General features: G+C 36.3%; 15 protein-coding genes and 1 tRNA gene. 13 read left to right on the top strand and 3 right to left on the bottom strand.

The genetic code is table 11. The features are described from left to right. Positions 1-4 precede the first annotated feature (4 nt). Together ACFSQS_RS10145 and ACFSQS_RS10140 are read right to left on the bottom strand one after the other, a co-directional pair. Positions 5-3,082, bottom strand: coding sequence for a SusC/RagA family TonB-linked outer membrane protein (locus ACFSQS_RS10145; protein ID WP_388017970.1), 3,078 nt, complete (start codon positions 3,080-3,082; stop codon positions 5-7). A gap of 268 nt (positions 3,083-3,350) precedes the next feature. Next, a complete protein-coding gene (locus tag ACFSQS_RS10140; protein WP_388017967.1) occupies positions 3,351-5,045 on the bottom strand; it encodes a tetratricopeptide repeat protein in 1,695 nt (564 codons plus the stop codon). Between the two features lie 221 nt (positions 5,046-5,266). On the opposite strand from ACFSQS_RS10140, the gene ACFSQS_RS10135 reads away from it, so the two are divergent. Genes ACFSQS_RS10135 through ACFSQS_RS10125 form a run of 3 tightly spaced genes read left to right on the top strand, consistent with a single transcriptional unit; the run spans position 5,267 to position 13,461 of the window. After that, a complete protein-coding gene (locus ACFSQS_RS10135; protein ID WP_388017964.1) occupies positions 5,267-7,291 on the top strand; it encodes an MGH1-like glycoside hydrolase domain-containing protein in 2,025 nt (674 codons plus the stop codon). Next, positions 7,292-10,318: an aminotransferase class III-fold pyridoxal phosphate-dependent enzyme gene (locus tag ACFSQS_RS10130; protein ID WP_388017961.1), complete on the top strand. Its 3,027-nt coding sequence runs from the start codon at positions 7,292-7,294 to the stop codon at positions 10,316-10,318. Between the two features lie 11 nt (positions 10,319-10,329). Further along, the gene (locus tag ACFSQS_RS10125; RefSeq protein WP_388017958.1) at positions 10,330-13,461 is read left to right on the top strand and encodes a glycoside hydrolase family 2 TIM barrel-domain containing protein; all 3,132 of its coding nucleotides are present in this window, start codon (positions 10,330-10,332) and stop codon (positions 13,459-13,461) included. A gap of 284 nt (positions 13,462-13,745) precedes the next feature. On the opposite strand, the gene ACFSQS_RS10120 is transcribed toward ACFSQS_RS10125, so the two are convergent. Next, a tRNA-Pro gene (locus ACFSQS_RS10120) sits at positions 13,746-13,820 on the bottom strand. Positions 13,821-14,272: 452 nt separating this feature from the next. On the opposite strand from ACFSQS_RS10120, the gene ACFSQS_RS10115 reads away from it, so the two are divergent. From ACFSQS_RS10115 to ACFSQS_RS10070, 10 genes are all read left to right on the top strand, one after another. After that, entirely contained in the window at positions 14,273-15,019 is a 747-nt protein-coding gene (locus tag ACFSQS_RS10115; protein ID WP_388017955.1) for a LytR/AlgR family response regulator transcription factor, read from the top strand. A gap of 334 nt (positions 15,020-15,353) precedes the next feature. Continuing rightward, positions 15,354-15,698 (top strand): hypothetical protein, encoded by a 345-nt coding sequence (locus tag ACFSQS_RS10110; RefSeq protein ID WP_388017952.1) that lies wholly within the window; start codon positions 15,354-15,356, stop codon positions 15,696-15,698. Between the two features lie 107 nt (positions 15,699-15,805). Further along, positions 15,806-16,168 carry a hydrogenase maturation nickel metallochaperone HypA/HybF gene (locus ACFSQS_RS10105; RefSeq protein ID WP_388017949.1) on the top strand — a complete coding sequence of 121 codons (363 nt, stop codon included), beginning with the start codon at positions 15,806-15,808 and terminating at the stop codon, positions 16,166-16,168. Continuing rightward, the gene (hypB, locus tag ACFSQS_RS10100; RefSeq protein ID WP_388017946.1) at positions 16,149-16,850 is read left to right on the top strand and encodes a hydrogenase nickel incorporation protein HypB; all 702 of its coding nucleotides are present in this window, start codon (positions 16,149-16,151) and stop codon (positions 16,848-16,850) included. Before ACFSQS_RS10105 ends, hypB begins: the two co-directional genes overlap by 20 nt. Positions 16,851-16,899: 49 nt before the next feature. Continuing rightward, positions 16,900-17,799, top strand: a complete 900-nt coding sequence (locus ACFSQS_RS10095; RefSeq protein WP_388017943.1) for an urea transporter — start codon at positions 16,900-16,902, stop codon at positions 17,797-17,799. A 95-nt stretch (positions 17,800-17,894) separates the two neighbouring features. Continuing rightward, complete coding sequence (gene ureA, locus ACFSQS_RS10090; RefSeq protein WP_388017940.1) at positions 17,895-18,197, top strand: urease subunit gamma; 303 nt, start codon at positions 17,895-17,897, stop codon at positions 18,195-18,197. A 19-nt stretch (positions 18,198-18,216) separates the two neighbouring features. After that, positions 18,217-18,543, top strand: a complete 327-nt coding sequence (locus ACFSQS_RS10085) for an urease subunit beta (RefSeq protein WP_388017937.1) — start codon at positions 18,217-18,219, stop codon at positions 18,541-18,543. Positions 18,544-18,572: 29 nt separating this feature from the next. Continuing rightward, positions 18,573-20,291 carry an urease subunit alpha gene (ureC, locus tag ACFSQS_RS10080; RefSeq protein WP_388017934.1) on the top strand — a complete coding sequence of 573 codons (1,719 nt, stop codon included), beginning with the start codon at positions 18,573-18,575 and terminating at the stop codon, positions 20,289-20,291. Positions 20,292-20,794: 503 nt separating this feature from the next. Then, a complete protein-coding gene (locus ACFSQS_RS10075) occupies positions 20,795-21,307 on the top strand; it encodes an urease accessory protein UreE (RefSeq protein WP_388017931.1) in 513 nt (170 codons plus the stop codon). Positions 21,308-21,310: 3 nt separating this feature from the next. Next, complete coding sequence (locus ACFSQS_RS10070; protein WP_388017928.1) at positions 21,311-21,997, top strand: urease accessory protein UreF; 687 nt, start codon at positions 21,311-21,313, stop codon at positions 21,995-21,997. The last annotated feature ends 9 nt before the right edge of the window (positions 21,998-22,006 follow it).

Raw genomic sequence — 22,006 nt, 5'->3', positions numbered from 1 at the left:
TAATTTATAATGATAGATTTACTCCTAAAATAAAGGATTTTGTTAAAGGATAAAACCCTCTGTCAACACCTCTTGTAAATGTGCCTCCATTTGCAAGTCCTGGATCGAAGCCCGAATAGTCTGTAATGGTAAACAAGTTATTGGCCGTTACATAAATTCTAGCGTTTGATATGGCTAATTTGGTTGAAACAGACTCTGGTAAAGTATAACCAATTTGAATGTTTTTAAGTCTTAAATAAGAACCATCTTCTAAGAAATAGCTTGATGGGCGAATGTTGTTGTTAGGATCGCCAAACGCATTTCTAGGGATGTTGCTTCCTGTGTTTTGTGGGGTCCAAGCATTTAATAAATCGGATGACATATTATTTCTATCGGTTCGGTACAACCACATTTTTACACCGTTGTAAATTTTGTTGCCTTGCGTACCTTGGAAGAACACACTGGCATCAAAGTTTTTGTATCGGGCGTTAAAATTCAATCCGTATTCAAAATCCGGAAGCCCGCTGCCCATGTATTTTTTATCTTCGTCTCCTAAAGAGCCGTTACCGCTTATATCTGTAAACCTTAAATCTCCAGGTACTGCATCTGGTTGCACACCGTGGGCATCGATTTCGGCTTGGTTTTGAAAAATGCCATCGGCTTCAAATAAATAAAAGCGCCCAATTTCGCCACCAACTTCTGTTCTTGTGGTAGGGAAGTTATTAAACTCTATAAAACCATCGGTAAAAGACTCATTAGCAATACCAAGTTTGGTTACTTTGTTTTTTGAGCTACTAATGTTTGCAGAAACATCGAAAGTAAAATCCTTATCGGAATCGCTACTGTAACTAAGCGACAAGCCCCAACCTTTATTCTCTAAATTACCACCATTGGTTAACGGGAACGATGTTATTCCTGATGAAGCTGGAATTGGCACAGATACCAACATATCTGTAGTTTTAGATATAAAATAATCGAAGGTAGCTTTTATACTGTTGTTTAAAAGTCCTAAATCTACACCAATATTGGTAGTTGCTGTTTCTTCCCATTGAATATCTGGAGTTGGCAACGAGTTTGCAATGGCACCTACCAAAACATTCTGACTCACACCTTCGCCAAAAGGATAGTTTAACTGTTGCCCGCCAGAGCCTATTCGAGCTAAAAACAGATGCTCTCCAATAAGTTGGTTACCTAAAGTACCGTAACTAAACCTAGGTTTTATTTGGCTAAACAAATCCGATTCGAAAAAATCTTCATTATGCACTGCCCAACCTAAAGACAACGAGTAAAATGTACCATATTTATTGTCTGGCCCAAATCGCGAAGATCCGTCGCGTCTTACACTGGTCTGCAAGTAGTATTTTTTATTGAAATCGTAATTAATTCTACCAAAATAAGATTGTAATGTATTAGTTGAATTAAAGCCGTAAGCCGCTTCGTCTCCAATACCAGCGCTTAAAGCTTGTAACTGGTCTGAAGCTAAGGTATTGTTTGAACCTCCAACCGATCTAAATTGGCTTTTTTCTCTTGATACACCTAATAAAACATCTACATCGTGATTACCAAACTTTTTACGATAGTTTAAAGTGTTATTTAAGGTCCATTCGTTGGTTCTCGATCTAGACTCCTCTAAAAAAGGATTGTCGTTGGTTGACTGCGGCCCGAAATTATAAGTGGGCAAGAAAAACGAAAAATGGGTATTCTCTACATTTGCTCCGTATTGAAATTGGTAGTTTAAGCCTTCAATAATTTCTAAGGTTGCAGAAATATTAAACTGCATATAATCGTCTTGATCGGTTCGATCTGTAATACTGCCCTCGCCTATTGGGTTGCCAGAACCCAGTCCGCTAGCTGGAGTAGCAAAACCGTTTAAAGAATTGGCATCGTAAATAGCTTTGTGCGGTAATTGGGAATACACATTTAAAAATGGAGAAAAACTGGCATTTCCACCTCCAATGGGCTCAAATATACCGCGTGTGTTTTCTCTGGTATAACTTAAACCAGGAGATACTTTAAGCCTATCGTTAAGCAGCTTGAAGTCCATGTTAAACCGTGCATTAAGCCTGTCGAAACCTGTATTGACAACGGTTCCTGAATTATCAAAATAGCCGGCAGAAAAATTATAGTTCATTTTTTCGGTTCCTCCAGAAATTCCAATATCGTGTTTTTGCTCAAAAGCATTTCCAATATACTCGCCTACCCAATCCGAATCGGCAAACTGTGCACCACTTGTTAAATAAGGCGCTGGAGTAACCCCCACATTGCTATAGGCTTCCAGTTTAATTTGATCGTGCTGGCTCTTATTGGCCACACTTACGTTATTGCTAAACGAATGGGTGCTTATATAAGAGTTGATGGTTATTTTAGGCTCTCCTATTTTACCTCGTTTTGTTGTAACTATTACCACACCATTTGAAGCTCTAGAACCATAAATGGTGGCTGCCGAAGCATCTTTTAACACGCTTATATTGGCAATATCTGCTGGATTGACATATGAAAGGTCTCCAGGTATCCCATCTATTACAAATAACGGATTGTTATTTCCAATGGTCCCCAAGCCTCTAATGCGTATTACCGGGTTACTTCCGGGTGCGCCAGATGCCGTAGAAACATTAACGCCAGCAGCCTGCCCTTGTAAAGATGTAGCTATATCAGCAGTAGGTATTTTTTGAAGCCCAGCAACATCAACCGATGTGATAGCTGCAGTTACCTCTTCTCTTTTTTGGGTACCAAAGCCTACCAAAACAACTTCATCTAAGCTTTCTGCGCTTTCTTCTAAAGCTACATTTATAGTGGTTTGGTTACCCACTGCAACTTCTTTGGTTAAAAACCCTAAAAAACTGTAAACCAACACAGTTTGCTGGTTTGGCACAGAAATAGAATAGTTGCCCTCAAAATCAGATTGTGTACCTTTGCTCGGGTCGCTTTTTAATGTAACAGTAGCTCCCGGAAGCGGCACTCCAGCATTGTCTGTAATAATTCCGCTCACTTCAATACTTTGCGAAAAAGCATTGTTGGTAAACCCAAAGGCAGCAAACATAAAAAGCAATAAAAGCATCCTGTTTAAAGCATGGCTTTTGTTTTTTGATTGTTTTTTCTTCATTGTAATTCTTTGTTTGTTAGTTATGTATTGCCCTAATTGAAGGCATACATTGTTTTAGTTTATCAAAGATTACTTTATTTTTAGATACTACCATAAAAAACACCTTTACTTAACCTTTACAATACTATTAAAACCCTTTTTTTATGGGTCTTAGGATTAACAACCAAACAATACCTACTCGAACATGGCACAGCTTTAGGTAGAGCCAAGCACTATTGGTATGTTGTTAAAAAACAGGCGCAGCAACACACTCTAAAACAGACATAAATTAGATGTTAACCAAAAAATTAACAAGGTTTTCTTTTTTATCCAGCCCTAATTTTTTTCGCAATCTGTGTCTTCCAATCTCAACAGAATTTAAAGAGATGTTATTAATGTTGGCTATTTCTTTTGAGCTTAGTTTAAGTTTTACCTGAACGGCCAACTGCACCTCTTTATCTGTTAGGTTAGGATATTTTTTTTTGATTCTGAATAAAAAATCGCTCTGAAGGGTTTCTATATTTGTATGGAATTTTTGGATGTCTTCGTTGAAATTAAATTTAAAGGTATTTTCTTTAATAAGCGTGTTAATATCTTTTTTAAGCTGATTTAAGTCTTTGAACTTTAAGTCCTGTAAAGATTTTGTAAGATCTTTGTAGATGGATGTTCTTTGAGAAATAAAAAGGGCAAGATTGGTTAGTTCTTTTTTTCGAAACTCCAATTTATGCTCAAGGTTTTCCCTAAGTAAAGATTGGGTTTTAAGCTTTTCTTTGGTTAATTTTTCGCTTTGCTGATAAAGTGCTTTTTTCTTTTTTATATTATTAAACAACGATGCTATTACGAGAAATGCAATAATTACAGATAATATAGACCCTATTAATAACAGCTTTCTTTTCTGTGCCTCTAGGTTTTTTTGTTGCTCTAATAATTTAATTTCAGACTCCCTTTGCTCTGCTTCGTAAAGAATTCTCATTTCAGCTAATTTTTCACTCTTGTTGCTCGAAAAAATCTCAGACTCGCCTTGAATGTATTTTTTATAACTAGTTAGCGCATTTTTATAATCTCCGATAGCAAGATAATAATCAGACATGATCCTGTCGTTCTCAACAACCCACTCTTTATTATCTATAAAACCGTCCATTATCAATCGGGATTTTTTCAAAAGCGCATAGCATGCATCGAATTTACCTAGTTTTAAATTAACAATAGCAAGCTCGTTAAGGATATGTACTTTATTTTGATCGTCTTTAATTTGATTGCTAATGTCTAGTGCAGAATCCAAAAAGGTTTTAGCAGAATCAAGGACGTTGATTTTACGGTAACAAACCCCCATGTTTTTCATGGTTTCGGCTATCCTGTCTTTGTTGTTGAATGCTTTTTTCAATTCCAACGATTTCTTAAAAAAAGACAATGCCAAAGTGCAGTTTTCTTTACGCTCATGTATTAACCCTATGCTATTGTAGCTGTAAGCAATGCGTTGCTTGTCGCCTAATTTCTCGTGTATTTTCAAGGTTTCTGTATGGTACTGCAATGCTTTATCGTAATACCCAATATCGTAATACAACCAACCTAGGGTACGTAATGTGAAGGCCAAATCGTAATCGTTACCTATTGCTTTTCTAATCTCTAACGACTGTAATCCGAGTTGCAAAGCCTTGTCGTAAAAATCGTTGAACAAGTAACCTTGGCAAAGATTAATTAATGCCAAACCTTCCTGCTTTTTATCCTGATACGCCTTAGACAGCTCTAAAGCTTCATTGGCATATTCTATGGTTTTATTGGGGTTAATGGACCAGTAAATTTCGGCAACTCTATTTAATAATGGTATTTTTTCTTGAGCTTCAGAATACGGTATAATAGCCAACAAACTATCTAATTCTGCTTGCGAATCCCTTGGGTTTTCGTCCCAAATATTTGTTTGCGACTCTACGTTAAAACCTGTAAATAATGTTATAAAAAAAATAAAAACTATCGCTGTTTTCATGCATTTAAGTTTATAGGTTAAAAAAAAATGTTAGCGGCATAAACAACTGTTACCAATTGGTGCATTTACAAATATCGGTATTCTTGTGTAATATACTATGGTTTAAAAAAAATGAATTTGAAAGGTCATGTAAAGGTTATTTTTTAATTATTTGATAAAAAAAATCGAACTTTGTTTGTGCTTGCTTTTTTAAGTAATCAAGCTCTAAAAACTATTAAGAAATGTACTTAAGTAAAACAATAAAATTTACAGTTGCAGTTGTTTTTTTATACTGTTTGGGCTGCAACCAAACTAAAGATAAAGAATTAACAAAAAACCAAGAAAAAAACAGCTTTCTTAAAGTTAGCCATAACATTTTAGATTATAGTATTACCCCAAAAGACTCGGTTGATAAATCGGGGCTAATGTTTTCAGACCAAGGTGCTTGGTTTGCATACGGCTTGTCTAAAGAGCCTAACGAATCTATGGGCTTTTCCGGCCCGTTTTTAATGACTCAGCAAAATGGCGTTTGGCTCAGCCCGTCCTTTATAAATGCTTTAATTAAGGTGGACAACAACCAAGAACCATTAAAATTAACAAGTGCAAATAGTTACGCAAGCCACTTAGAAAAAAGCTATACGAGCGATAAAATTTTAGTTAATAAAAAATTGGTTTTTAAAAACGGGCATACCGCTTTATTACAAACTAAAATAAAAAATTTAGGCAATAAAAATATCAATTTAGACCTTTTATGGGGCCATGCTCCTATTTTTATAAACAGTGTTTCTCTATCACAAAACAACAACATTATCAAGATTAATTCTTCTAAATCTACCGCAAAAGGCTATGTAAGGTTTCCAAAAGACACGGATGTCGAGTTAGTTGACAGCTTACAATACAAAGCAAAAAACAGCTTCAACTTAAAACCCAACCAAACCAAAGCTATACTTATCTCTCAAACCTTTATTTTTCCCGAATATTCTTGGGAAGAAGAAAAAAAGCAAATCCAAGACACAGATTTCGAATCGGTTTTAAACGCCCAAAAAGAAGAAAAAAATAAACAGCTAAAAGCAATTACAGAAAATAGAAAACCACAATTTAATGAAGATAAATACGCTGAGGTTTTAGCCAAAGCTCATTTAACATTGCAAAATAATTGGCGGATTCCAGCGGGCGAACTTACCAACGAAGGCTTATTCCCTAGTTATCATTATAAATGGTTTAACGGCTTTTGGTCTTGGGATTCTTGGAAACATGCCGTAGGACTTTCATATTACAACACCGGTTTAGCAAAAAAGCAAATGCGGGCCATGTTCGATTTTCAAAGCGAAGACGGCTTTATTGTCGATTGTATATTCCGAGACACCCTGATCGAGCCTCACAATTACCGCGATACCAAACCACCACTTGCAGCATGGGCAGTTGCAAAAATCTATGAAAAAGACAAGGATGTCGAGTTTGTTAACGAGTTCTACCCAAAACTAAAAAAATACCACCAATGGTGGTACAACAAACGCGACCACGACCAAGACGGGTTGTGCGAATACGGCTCGACAGACGGCACCTTAATTGCCGCCAAATGGGAAAGCGGTATGGACAATGCCATCCGTTTTGATGACTCTAAAATACTAAAAAACAGCGAAGGCGCTTATTCTTTAGATCAAGAAAGCGTAGATTTAAACGCTTATTTATACGCCGAAAAACTATACCTAAGCCATCTTGCTGAAATATTAAATAATGTAAACGATGCCAAAAGCTATAAAGCTGAAGCTGAAAAATTAAAACTTACCATACAAAAGCAATTCTATGATGATGAAGATGGCTGGTTTTACGACACCAACCTTGAAGGAAACACCTTTATAAAAGGCGAAGGTAGCGAGGGCTGGACCCCACTTTGGGCAAAAGTTGCAACACAAGAACAAGCTACTGCTGTTAAAACTAAGCTGATGAACCCTAAAAAATTCTACACTAAAGTACCATTTCAAACCATGAGTGCAGACCACCCACGTTTCGACCCATTAGAGGGCTATTGGCGCGGGCCAAATTGGTTGGACCAAGCGTATTTTGGTGTAAAAGGATTACGTAATTATGGCTTTAACAAAGAGGCCGACAAAGCCACTATTCAAATTATTAACGGTGCCAACGGTATTTTAGGCAAAGGAAAATCTATTAGGGAAAATTACCACCCCTTAACGGGTAAAGGCCTAAATGCCGAAAATTTTAGCTGGAGTGCCGCTCACCTTATCATGTTATTGCAAAACGATTAAATGAAATACAACGACATAAAAATAGCGATACAACAAGCCGAAGACATTCTTTTAAAATTATACAACATAAAAGGAAAGGCTTCTGAGCTACCCGGGGAATTGGATTTTAATTTTAGAATTAAAGTAGCAAATTCTGGAGGCTATATTTTAAAGATTTCGCGACCTAACGAAAACGAAAACTACCTCGATTTTCAACAAAAACTATTGCAACATGTAGAAACCAACGGGCAAAAGCTTACGGCTCCAAAAGTAATTTTAGATAAAGATAACCAAGCCATTTCTGAAATTAACGATGCCTTTGGCAACCCACGAAAAGTACGCTTATTAACATGGGTATCGGGTCGGGTTTGGAGCACTGTAAATCCACAATTAAACAATTTACGCTTTAGTTTGGGCGAACAATGCGGTTTACTAACGCAAGCACTACAAGGCTTTACTCATGCTGAAGCGCAACGCGAATTTGAATGGGACATAGCACAATCACTATGGACCAAAGCGCACACAGCATTGTTTAAAAACGAAGAAAAGGAAATTGTTGAGTACTTTCAAAATCTATTTGAAAAATCAGAAAAAAACTATTCGACATTAAGAAAATCTGTAGTACATAATGATGCGAACGATAATAATGTTATTGTTTCTCAAGATTTAATAAACCCTAAAGTACAAGCTGCCATAGATTATGGCGATGCCGTACACACACAAATTATTAACGATGTTGCCATTGCATGTGCCTATGCCATTATGCATCACAACGACCCGATTGAAGCCGCTTTACCCCTTGTAAAAGGGTATCATTCTACATTTGCAATACAAGAAAAAGAGTTAATCCATTTGTATAACGCTATTGCCATGCGATTGGTAATATCGGTTACAAAATCGGCCATAAACAAAATTGAGGAACCCGATAATAAATACCTTTTAATTAGCGAAAAACCAGCTTGGGAAGTCCTAAAAAAATGGCGAAACATTAGCCCAGAACTAGCACATTTTAGCTTTAGGGAGGCTTGCGGATTTGAGCCACACCCCAATAAAAAACAATTCGATAATTGGGCAAAATCACAGCAGTTAAAAGTTTCGGATATTTTTCCTACGGTTGCAAAAAGCAAAATATTTAACCTCGATTTAAGTGTTTCTAGCAAGTGGATTGGGCATGAAGAAGATTTTAATAATTTAGATGTTTTTGATTTTAAAATCAATCAGCTTCAAAAGAAAAATCCAACTAAAATTATTGCTGGTGGCTATTTAGAACCCCGACCTTTTTACAACTCTTCTAGTTATGAAAAAACAGGAAATTACGGCAAAGAAAGCAGAAGCATGCACTTAGGTATCGATTTTTGGTTACCAAGCGAAACCCAAGTTAACGCTTTATTTGATGGCGAAATTGTTGTTGCAATAAACGATGCAGGTTACAAAAAATACGGCGGATTAATTATTTTAAAACACCAAACCAACACTTTTGAATTCTATACGCTTTACGGACATCTATCGGTTAGAAGTGTTACCAAAAACAAAGTAGGCGATACCATTAAAAAAGGCGACCTAATTGGCTATTTAGGCCATTCGGCAGAAAACGGAAATTGGGTACCACACCTGCATTTTCAAATTATGCTTTCACTTTTAAATTATAAAAACGATTTTCCCGGTGTTGCCTATTACAATCAAACAAACGTATGGAAAAGCATTTGCCCAAACCCAAATACACTCTTCAAATTTGAAACACTTCAAAATAACTCAGAAAATTCTAACGAAGATTTAATTAATTATCGAAAACAACATTTAGGCAAAAGTTTAAGCCTTCAATATAAAGTACCCATTAAAATGGTACGTGGTGCGGGCCAATATTTAGTGGATCAATTCGGGCGTAAATATTTAGATACGGTAAATAATGTAGCGCATGTAGGGCATGAAAATCACCATGTTGTAAAGGCCGGACAAGAACAAATGGCTTTAATTAATACTAACTCGCGCTATTTACACGACAATATTAATGATTTAGCAAAAGAATTGATTGAAACATTACCACCGGAACTTAGTGTGCTTCATTTTGTAAATTCTGGTAGTGAGGCCAACGAATTGGCCATTCGAATGGTAAAAGCTTATACCGGTGAACGCGATATCATTGCTTCCGAGGTGGGTTATCACGGAAACACCAATATGTGTATTAATATAAGCTCTTATAAGTTTGATGGCAAAGGCGGACATGGCGCACCAGAACACACCCATATTTTTCCGTTGCCAGATGCTTTTAGAGGCAAACACAGAGGCGATAATTGTGCCGAAGAATATGCCCAAGAAGTAAAAAAACAAATCGATAACATTCACAAAAAACAACGCGGCGTAGGTGCATTTATAATCGAGCCCATTATAAGTTGTGGCGGACAAATAGAACTGCCGGAAGGATTTTTGGCAAAAGCCTACCAACGAGCTCGGGAAGCTGGTGGACTTTGCATTTCGGACGAAGTTCAAGTAGGCTGTGGCAGAGTGGGAAAAACATTTTGGGGCTTTCAGTTACATAATGTTATACCAGATATTGTTACTATTGGCAAACCTTTAGGGAATGGGCACCCCATTGCCGCTGTTGCTTGCACACAAGACGTAGCTAACAAATTTGCCAACGGTATGGAGTACTTTAACACCTTTGGCGGAAACCCAGTATCTTGCGCCATTGCCACAGAAGTCTTGCGCACCGTAAAACGAGAAAAACTGCAAGATAACGCCTTGGAAATAGGCGAATTCTTAAAAGCAGAATTAAGGCAACTCTCTAAGCAATTTCCTATAATTGGCGATGTGCGCGGTCAAGGCTTGTTTTTAGGCATCGAGCTGGTCGATCTGGAACTTAATCCACTTGCCGCACAAACTGATTATGTAGCCAACAGAATGAAAGACCACGGTATTTTAATGAGCACCGACGGCCCCGATTATAACGTGCTCAAAATTAAACCGCCCATGGTATTTACTAAAGAAAACGCCAAGGAACTTATTTATTACTTAAAAAAAATATTTGCAGAAAATTTTATGCAACTTTAAAAATAACACCCATGAGATTAATCTTAATTAATACACTACTTTTTTGTTTGGTACTAAGTTGTACAAAAACTGAATTACCAGAAGTTAGCTCGCAAACCTATCATTACAACCATAAAATATTTGAGGAAAACAAACTACCGCCAAGGGCTACGTATTTTGGGTTTGAATCTGAAGCAATTTCAGATAAAGAAAACTCGAAACGTTTTGTAAACCTTAACGGATCGTGGAAATTCAATTGGGTAAAAGACCCAAAAGCAAGACCCACAACGTTTCATAACATAGATTTTAATGACAAGGATTGGACCAATATTACCGTACCCTCTAATTGGGAAGTCGAGGGCTTTGGGCATCCTATTTACTTAGATGAGCGTTATCCGTTTACCACCAAATGGCCCTATGCACCAACAGATTACAATCCCGTAGGCACGTATAGAAAAGTAGTTACTTTAGATCAAAGTTTTTTATCTCAAGAGGTTATTTTGCACTTGGGCGCAGCTAAATCGGCGTTATACGTTTACATAAACGGCAACTATGTAGGCTATTCACAAGGCAGCAAATTACCTGCAGAATTTAATATTACCAAACATTTAAAAGCAGGCAAAAACATTTTAGCCTTGCAAATATTCCGTTGGAGCGATGCTAGTTATTTAGAAAGTCAAGACATGTTGCGCATAAGTGGAATAGAACGCGATGTGTATCTATATAGCCAGCCAAAAGTGCACGTATCTGATTATCATGCTTACACAAATTTGGACAACGATGATACAAACGGTATTTTAAAGAACACGGTAACTCTAGTTAATCAATCTGAAAACACAGCTAAAAGAAACGTAACTATTGAAGTTTTAGACGATAAAACATCAATATTCAAAGATGTTAAAACAGTTGATATTTCTGCTAACGACAGCTTAGGCGTAGTATCTGAAACCCTAGTAAATAACGTAAAACAATGGTCGGCAGAACAGCCCCATTTATACACTTTAAAAATAACTTTACAAGATGAAAACAACACAAAAAACAATCAATACATCACAAAAAAGATAGGTTTTAAACGTGTTGAAATAAAAAATGCGCAAGTATTAATTAACGGCAAGCCTATTTACATTCGTGGTGTAAACCGGCACGAAACCGATCCGTTTACCGGCCACGTGGTGTCGCGGGAATCTATGGAAAAAGACATCCAATTAATGAAACAAAATAATATTAATGCGGTTCGTTCTTCACACTACCCTAACGATCCTTATTGGTTAGAGCTGTGCGACAAATATGGATTGTATGTTGTTAACGAAGCCAATATAGAAAGCCACCCTTTGGCCATAGACGAAAACACTCAAATAGGCAACGAAATGAGTTGGCTGCCCGCACATTTAATGCGCACCAAACGCATGTATTACCGAGACAGAAACCACGCCTCTATTTATTCGTGGTCCTTGGGCAACGAGGCAGGTAAGGGAGACGTTTTTAGAGCCACATACAACTGGCTAAAAACCAATGACGATAATCGTATTGTACAATACGAGCCCGCAGGAAAGGATGATTACACCGATCTTTATTGCCCCATGTACCCCAAGCCGGAGTATTTGATTAACCACGGAAAATCTGATTCGGACAAACCATCCATAATGATCGAGTATGCCCATGCCATGGGGAATTCTGTTGGCAACCTGCAAGATTATTGGGATATTATTGAAACCTACCCCAACCTACAAGGTGGTTTTATTTGGGATTGGGCAGACCAAGCCCTTGAGTATAAAGATGAAAACGGCAAACCTTATTTGGCCTACGGGCACGATTACCATCCAGATTTACCAACCGATGGCAACTTTTTAAACAACGGTTTGGTTGATCCGTACCGCAACCCACATCCGCATTTAACCGAAGTAAAAAAAGTTTACGAACCCGTGCAGTTTAACCATTTGGGAAGCGGTATAATTGAGATTGAAAACAAAAAGTTCTTCAGCGATTTATCCGATAAAACATTGGTTTGGAAAATTTTAAAAGATGGGAAAGCCGTTTTTAAAAGCGATAACATTAAAGTTAACGTAAAACCTCAAAATACTTTAAAACTAAAATTAAGCGACTTCCCTAATACGTTATCTTCAGAGAGTGAATATATTCTACAAGTAAGCTTAATTCAAGATAAAGATAAAAACCTAACCCCTAAAGGACATGAAGTGGCTTGGGATGAGTTCCTGCTTCAAAAAGCAAAACCAGCTAACCTGCCTTCCTCAAAAGAAAACAACTTGAACATAACAGAAGTTGATGGTACAATAAACATCAAGAACGATACCGTAGATTTAAAAATAAATGCCGAAACCGGTGAAATTAAATCGTGGACAAACCAAGGTAAAACAATAACCAATCAAGCCATCCGCCCCAATTTCTGGCGTCCGCCAACCGATAACGATTTGGGCAACAACATGCACAAATGGGCTAAAATATGGCAAGACGCTACGTATAACTACAGTTCCGAATTGGTTAAAAAGCCCACTAAAACTCCCAATAATGTAGCGTACAAAGTGCGTTATTTATTACCTAACAATGAAGCAAAAGTTGAGATTATGTATGCTTTAAGGCCAGATGGAAGCCTTAATATTGAGTACGGGTTTTCTCCAAATAAAACAGATCTGCCAAACATTCCTCGAATTGGTATGTACTTAACCCTACCCAAGGAATTTACAAAGGTAACTTGGTACGGTAAAGGTGAAACCGAAAGCTATTGGGACAGAAAAACCGGTGTAAAAACCGGAATCTATTCGGGAACAGTAACCAATCAGTTTGAACGTTATTTACGGCCACAGGAAACCGGCAACAAAACCGATGTGCGCTGGGTTAAAGTAGCCTCGAACAACTTAACACTAAAAGCTAAAAGCACTATTTTATTTAACACCAGTGTATGGCCTTTTGATATGACAGAGATCGATTTTAACAGTGGCGATGCCAGTGAATCGGCCTCTGGTTTAGTACCCGTAACCAAAAAGCACGGAGCAGACATTAAAATTGGCGAGACCGTACAGTGGAATATTGATTATTTGCAAATGGGTGTTGGTGGCGACACCTCTTGGGGCAGATTGGTGCATCCGGAATATACCATTCCTGCCAATAAAACTTACAGCTATACTTTTACTATAGTGCCATTTTGAATAATTGTTTAAGAAACGTTAATAGTAAGGCACTTAAAATTTTTTAATGGATTTAATACTGAAACATATTAGCTAAATGTAGCCACTTAAGCCTTGTAATTAATTAACTGCTTTTTATTGTAAATCCAGTTGAAAACATACACGCTAATATTCGGAGATAAAAAGTAGCATTAATAATTTACCTATTAAATGTAACTTAGTGAAGGCATTAAAAAAAATCAAATAAAACAACTACAACAAAAGTAACGTTTATTTGATTTTTTTTCCTCATCTAATTAGATTTGTCGGGGCGAGAGGATTCGAACCTCCGATCTCTGGTCCCCCAGACCAGCACTTTAACCGGACTAAGCTACGCCCCGAATTTAAAAACAATCTTTCACCTATAATTTACAATATTAAGGTATTATAGAAAGTGTAAAGTTATCTAACTTAAAATTACAGTTTGCAAAAATATAAATATTATTCAACATTACTATAAGTGCGCCCTAAAATTTATAAAAACTAAACATTAATCTTTCCTTAAACTGTTCAAATTAGGCCAGATTAACTAATCGTTTTAGCTTAAAAAAGCCTGGGCAAATGGCAAAAGCCTCAATTTTTAAGGCGGCTACAAATTATGCATTACAATAACACAAGGTTAGCCAAAACAATTAACTTTTTAATATTCAGCAATATGTACTACATTTAACTCGCCAAAACAAGCCTATAAAATAAATGCAGAGCGTTAGATACAATTAATATTGGTTTAATGAATTTAATTTTTATTTTTGTTCAGCATTAAAAGTATTCAAAACATACAATCCAATACATAATGATAGAAGCGTTAATCGTTGATGATGAGAAAGAAAATATAGAGCTTGTAACACGTTTGCTTAAAAAAAATTGTCCGTCTATAAATATTCTTGGTAGTGCTAACACAAAAAAAGATGCGGTCGAGCTGATAAACAACCTAAGCCCGAACCTAATATTTATGGACGTTAATCTAGACGGCAACCATACGGGTTTCGATGTATTGGAAGAGATAGACCAATTAGACGCCAAGGTTATATTTATTACTTCTTTTGATAAGTATGCCATAAAAGCTTTTGACTACAATACAATTGCTTACATTGTAAAACCCATTAAGAAATCAGATTTAATCGTGGCCGTAAACAAGGCCACCCAAGAAATTGAGCGCCAAACCTTTACAGACGGCAACCAAATAAACGCCCTGCGCCATACTTTGGATTCGCCCCAAATTATTGCCATACCCACAATTAAGGACATAGAATTAATTAAAATAAAGGATATTGTTTACCTTTCGTCGGACAGCCGATACACTAATTTTTTCTTAACAGGCGAAAAGCGTATTATGTCTTCAAAAAACTTGGGCAAATACGAAAAATCCATTCAAGGGAACTTCTACAGAATACACTCAAAGTATTTCGTAAATTTAGATTACCTTAAAAAAATCCACAAAAGTGCCGGCTCTTCTTATTGTGAAATGGAGACCGGAGATTTACTGCCCATTTCCCAGCGGAAATACTCAGACTTTATGAAATTTCTTCAATTAAAGTAAAACCCCGTCATTTAACCGCGCTTTAACGCATTATTAACAATACACAGACTTGCTAATTTAAAAAAAATAAATTAGCTTTGAGACTGTAATTTAAGGCATTATACCAAATTGGTGGTACATGGCATTTTACAGAGCAAGTCTCAATATTGTAAGAATTTTAAAATGCTTTTTGAGTGTATTTACGATTAAAACAATACTTCAAATTCATTTGTTGCCAATTAAATGTACATTATTGACAAATAAGAGCCGTTTATTACTTTAACCTATACTTTCATTGATATAATTTATATCTTTGATGGAGCATAAAAAAACTTAAAAACAGACCATACCAAAAGTGAAAGACTCAGTAACAAACCCTAACTTAATAAGAAACAGCATATTGTTGGTTTTTGCAATGGGGATATTTGCCGATGTCCAATCTAAAAACCTTCCTGTTGAAGACAACAACGAGTTTGCTTACGTCGATTTTCAAGACAAATCGCTTAAATCCTATACTGCAATAAACAGTTTTACCACATCTAAAACCAACACCTGCACTACAGAATCCGGTTTTAACACCAAAACTACCAATACAATCTTTACTTTTGAAACAGCTCAAAATGTAAAGCACTTAAAAACAGGACTGAAAGTTAGCCTGTTCATTCTATACTCTTCCCTTAAAATATCTCCATTAATCTAGCTCGTTACCTAACCTAACTAATTGTAACATTTACTTTACCACATTGAAAATTTAAAATCTATATAAACCATTTGGGTTTAAATTTTAATTAACCAATAATCAAATTAATGCACGAGATATATTTGATTCGAAGTACTTTCGAGAGAATTGAAGAAGAGTTTCCAGAGAAATTTGAAAGAGTTTCAGAAATACATTTAAAAGTTGGCTTGCTAAGCAATGTGCAGCCCATATTAATTACAAATGCGTTTAAGGCTTTTGTAATGGAATTTCCACAGTATTACAACACTAAATTAATTGTAGATACACTACCGGTAATTATAGAATGTAAATGCGGTGAGAGAACAGAAGTAGAAAAAAATCGCTTTGTTTGTGCAAGTTGCAATTCGCCTTGCAGAAACATTGTACAAGGAGAAGAATTATATATTAACGAAATAAATTTTAAAAACGAAAATGAATACAACGAAGCCTAAATCTTCCAAAATTACAGCTGGGAGTATCGATACCGAAAAAGTCTCGTTAAACCTGTTAAGAGCCAACGATTTTGTTGCAGAAAGAATTAGAGAACAACTAAAAGATATTTTAGTTATCAATGTGTGCTCTTCTCCCGGAAGCGGAAAAACCACACTCATGCAGAAAACAGGCGAACTGCTTAAAGACAAGCTTAATATGGCTGTATTGGTAGCAGATCCAGAGACCGATAGAGATGCCGTAAGAATGAAAGATGTTGGCATAAATGCCCTGCAAATAGTAACAGGCGGTATGTGCCATATTGAATCTCAAATGATCCTGCAGGCCATAGACGTAATAGATCTTGAAAACACAGACGTTCTTTTTATAGAAAACGTGGGTAATTTAATGTGCCCGTCTTCATTCGATTTAGGAGAAGACTTTAGGGTAACGCTAATCTCTACCACCGAAGGCGATGATAAACCAAGTAAATACCCAAAAATGTTCTTGACAAGCGAACTCATGTTGGTTTCAAAAACAGATTTACTGCCCTACTTACCTTTTTCGGTTGATGCCGTTGTTGAAGATGCCAGATCCGTAAACCCCGACATTGATGTACTGGAAATATCTACAATTAAAGGTATAGGATTAGAAGAGTGGACAAATTGGATCCTAAAAAAACATAAAGAGAAAAAAGAAAAGTAAACAATAAATATAATAATTAAACAATCAAAATTAACCAAAACAATTTATAATGAAGTTTATTAAAACCAGCTTTGTAGGGGTAGGTCAAATATTTCTACAAGACAATGGATGGGCGGGAGTGCTTATCACAATTGGTATGTTTTTTAGCCATTGGGCATTAGGCGTAACCTGTATTTTAGGTGCTATTATTGGCACATTAACAGCCAAAGTATTAAAGTATAAAGAAGAAGACATTCTTTTTGGCCTTTATGGCTTTAATGGTTCTTTAGCCTTTATGTGTGCTATTTTTACTTATGGTCTAGTAGATGCATCTAGTCCTATTGTATGGATCATTGGAGCAGTATCTGCTGTAATTTCCACAATTGTTATGAACCTTTTTGTAAGAAACGGTAAAGTAGCTTACACCTTTCCGTTTGTGGTAACCTGTTGGGTAACCTGTTGGGGCTTTAGCCATTTTGGCGTTATGGGCTTAGAGCAAACTACGCCTGCACTTCCAGATTACACATCAACCGTAGCCGCAATACAATCTCCATTTTTTGGTTGGGCAGAAGTTAACTTTGGTGCCAATTTTATAACAGGTATCTTAATCTTTTTAGGTATTGCAATTGCTAATCCGGCAGCGGCAATGTACGCTACTGTTGCAGCTACTGTAGGTACCCTGTTTGCACATTACATATTGGGTATAGATGCCAATACACTTGCTAACGGTATTTATGGTTTTTCTCCAATATTGGTAGCTTGTGCATTTGTAGGGCCTAAAATTGCAGACTTTATCTATGTTATTGTAGGCACACTGCTTGCTATTTTAATACACTATGCATTTAGCCAAGTAATGGCAACATACACCATAGGCTTTATTATAGCCAGTTGGATCATGCTATCGGTAAGAGCTGGAGTAGATAAATCTAACCCAAATACATCAAAATTAGTAAGAATGATGAATCCTTAACAAGGGATATCTCAACAAAAAATAAAAAGTATTACAGAAATACTTATCAAATTTATTACATAACAAAAATTATTATTCATTTAAATTATTAAATTATGCAATTAGTACCAAGAGAACAAGAGAAATTACTGCTTTATTTAGCTGGCACTGTAGCCGAAGACAGAAAAGCTAAAGGTTTAAAATTGAACTACCCAGAAGCTGTTGCTTTAATAGCAAGAAGGCTTATAGAAGGGGCACGCGAAGGCAAATCGGTAGCGACCTTAATGGAAGAGGGCACTACTTACATTAGCCGTAAAGACGTTATGGATGGTGTTGCAGAAATGATACACGATGTACAAATTGAAGCAACATTCCCAGACGGATCTAAACTAGTTACAGTACACAATCCTATTGCCTAACCAAAAAAACAAAAACATTATGAGTGCAAAAAAAAATAATTACGTTGTTCCTGGGGAGATCATCTACGGGAAAGGAGACATTGAATTAAATGCCGGAAAAGAAGTAACTAAAATTAAAGTTACAAACACTGGTGACAGACCAATACAAGTAGGTTCTCATTTTCATTTCGCTGAAACAAACCCAGCTTTAGAATTTGATAGAGCTGCCGCTGAAGGAAAAAGATTAGCTATACCTGCAGGTCTTTCTGTAAGATTCGAGCCAGGTGAAACAAATGCTGATGTAGAATTAATACCATTTGGAGGTATTGGTAGAGTTAGAGGCTTTAGCTTAAGACACAAAAAATAATTCAATAAAAAAATCTAAAAAATAATATTATGAGTAAAATAGATAGACAAAAGTACGCCTCAATGTATGGCCCTACAACTGGAGATAAAATCCGTTTAGGTGATAGTGACTTATTTGCTGAAATTGAAAAAGATTTCACAGTATATGGTGAGGAAAATAAATTTGGTGGAGGTAAAACTCTTAGAGATGGTATGGCACAATCTGCAACGCACATTCGTGACGAAGGCGTTTTAGATTTAGTTATTACAAACGCCGTTATTATTGACAGCTGGGGTATTGTAAAAGCAGATATTGGTATTAAGGATGGTAAAATCTCTGGTATTGGTAAAGCGGGTAACCCTAATACTATGGACGGTGTTACTCCAGGTATGGTAATTGGTGCTTCAACAGAAGCCTTAGGCGGAGAAGGCGCTATATTTACTGCAGGTGCATTAGATGTGCATATTCACTTTATTTGCCCTCAGTTAGTTGATACTGCATTATACGGTGGTATTACAACCATGATTGGTGGTGGTACAGGACCAAACCACGGTACACTAGCTACTACGGTTACTCCTGGTGCATGGAATATTGAAAAAATGCTTCAATCACTAGACGATATGCCATTAAACTTTGGTTTATTTGGTAAAGGTAACTCTTCTTCTGAAGCTGCAATTATAGAGCAAGTTGAAGCAGGTGCTTTAGGCTTAAAACTTCACGAAGACTGGGGTTCTACACCATCAGCAATTGATACCTGTTTAACCGTTGCCGATAAGTACGATGTACAAGTAGCAATCCATACAGATACCTTAAACGAAGCTGGTTTTGTTCAAGATACTGTTGAAGCTATTGGTGGTAGAACAATCCATACCTTCCATACTGAAGGTGCAGGTGGAGGACACGCTCCAGATATTATTACAATTTCTGGATTACCAAACATCTTACCATCATCTACAAACCCAACAAGACCATTTACTGTTAACACAGCAGATGAGCACTTAGATATGTTAATGGTATGTCACCACTTAGATAAAAACGTAAAAGAAGATGTAGCGTTTGCTGATTCTCGTATCCGTAAAGAAACAATTGCTGCTGAAGATATTTTACATGACATGGGTGTGTTCTCTATGATGAGTTCAGATTCTCAAGCCATGGGTAGAATTGGTGAGGTAGTATGCCGTACTTGGCAAACTGCTGATAAAATGAAAAAACAATTTGGTGCTTTAGAAGAAGATAAAGGTACAGGTAACGATAACTTCAGAATTAAAAGATACGTTGCTAAATACACTATTAACCCAGCAATATCTCATGGTATTAGCCACGTAGTTGGTTCTATCGAGGTTGGTAAAATGGCCGATATAGTAATGTGGAGACCAGATATGTTTGGTGCTAAACCAGAGTTAATTATCAAAGGTGGTATGGTATTAGGTTCTAAAATGGGTGATGCCAATGCTTCTATTCCAACACCACAACCTGTAACTTATCAGCCAATGTTTGGTTACTTCGGCAAAGCCATGAAAGAAACCTCTGCACTATTCGTTTCTCAAGTTTCTATTGACAAAGGAATTGTTCAAGGCTATGGTCTTGAAAAACACGTTATGCCAGTTATAAACTGTAGAGACGTAAGTAAAGCAGACATGGTTCTTAACGATGCTACGCCTAACATTGAGGTTAACCCTCAAACTTACGATGTAAAAGTTGATGGTAAATCAATTACTTGTGAGCCTATAGACGTAGTACCTATGGCACAGAGATATTTCATGTTCTAAAACAAGAAATAAACCTATGTTTAATTATAAAGTACAGACACTTACCTATACCTTATAATTATAAATTTAGCAGCCATATTGAATACTTATAAAACTGTATTTGATATGGCTGTTTTTTTAAAATGATCTTGTTATAGGTTAATTAAATTTTTGAATAAGAAAACAAATCAAGAAACATTTCTCGCAACCAAAACACCGTAAAATTAAAAAACTAAGAAACGCTAAATTTCAAGAAAGCAACACTATGCACATTTAAGTTTACAAGCGGTTGAAAACCGAAAAAACTAAACAAGTAAAGGCACAAAAAAAAGGTAGCAATCAGCACAAAACCCTTTCGGTTTTTATAACAAAACTTATTCAACCTAACAGCCTCATTAACAAACATTTTTAACAAAAAAGCCCTTAAAAATCAAAGTAAATTACTTAAATTTGCAAGGCTCCAAAAAAATAGAAAACAACAACTGGATTTTAAAAAAAACCAAGTTTTAAACATATCGTTTTAAATGAAAATTATTTCTGAAATTTTATACAATGCCAAAGACAAAGATCTATCGACAAAAAAAGTAGATTACTTTGATATTGAATGGTTTGAGACAACAAGAAAAGTACTGCGAAAAGTAACAAATAACGGAGAGGAAGTTGCCCTAAGGATTTTAAAGGAAAATTTTAGAATTAAACACTTCGATGTTTTCTACGAAGACGACCACCAAATAATCCTAGCAAACGTACTGCCCGCAGATGCTGTTATAGTGCAGCCCCAAACCATGATGGAAATGGGTACTGTATGCTACGAAATAGGCAACCAACACATCCCTATTTTTATAGAAAACGACGAAATTATCATCCCGTACGAAGATCCTATTTACAACGTGTTAAATAAATCGGGGTACAACCCAATAAAAGGAAAAAGAATTTTTGAGAATATGCTAAAAGCAACTCCAGAACATACCGTAACAAATGATACGCTTATTGATATGGACAGCCTTTTTAGTAAAATTTTACCCAATAAAAATTAATATATGAAAACAAATACGCTATTAAGTCTATTGCACGTTTCAGACCCCAATTTACCAATTGGCGGCTACTCACATTCTAACGGTTTAGAAACCTATGTTCAAAAAGGTATTGTAACAGACCCCGAAAGCACACTGGTGTTTTTACAGAACATGCTAAACCACAACATATTACACAACGACGCTTCTTATGTAAAACTGGTTTATGATGCATTGAAGAACAATGATTTTAAACAAGTAATCGCTCTAGACTCAGAGTGCACAGCCTTAAAAAGCCCAAAAGAAATTAGAGAAGGAAGCCATAAACTTGGTGCTAGACTATTCAAGATTTTTAAAGATAAAAACGACCATGCCATCCTAAAAGATTTAGGAAAATACTTAAAAAACAAAAATGTTGGCAACTATGCCGTTGTTTATGGTGTTGTTTGTTTTGCTAGCGATATTGCTCTAAACGAAGCACTATCTGCTTTTTATTTCTCTACCGCAGCCGGCATGATTACCAATGCGGTAAAACTGGTACCACTGGGGCAAATACAAGGGCAAGAAGTACTGTTCAGCATCCAAAAAGATATTGAAAACATGGTTGAAAAAACAATCAATTTAGATAGAGAATTGGTAGGTCTAGCCAGTGTAGGTTTCGATTTACGCTCTATGCAACATGAAAAACTGTATTCAAGACTGTACATGAGCTAAACGCACAAA

It is taken from the genome of Gelatiniphilus marinus (assembly GCF_042684345.1).
Classification (GTDB): domain Bacteria; phylum Bacteroidota; class Bacteroidia; order Flavobacteriales; family Flavobacteriaceae; genus Gelatiniphilus; species Gelatiniphilus marinus.
The sequence above is the reverse complement of the archived record's forward strand: the minus strand, read 5'-3'. Positions and strand labels throughout refer to the sequence as shown.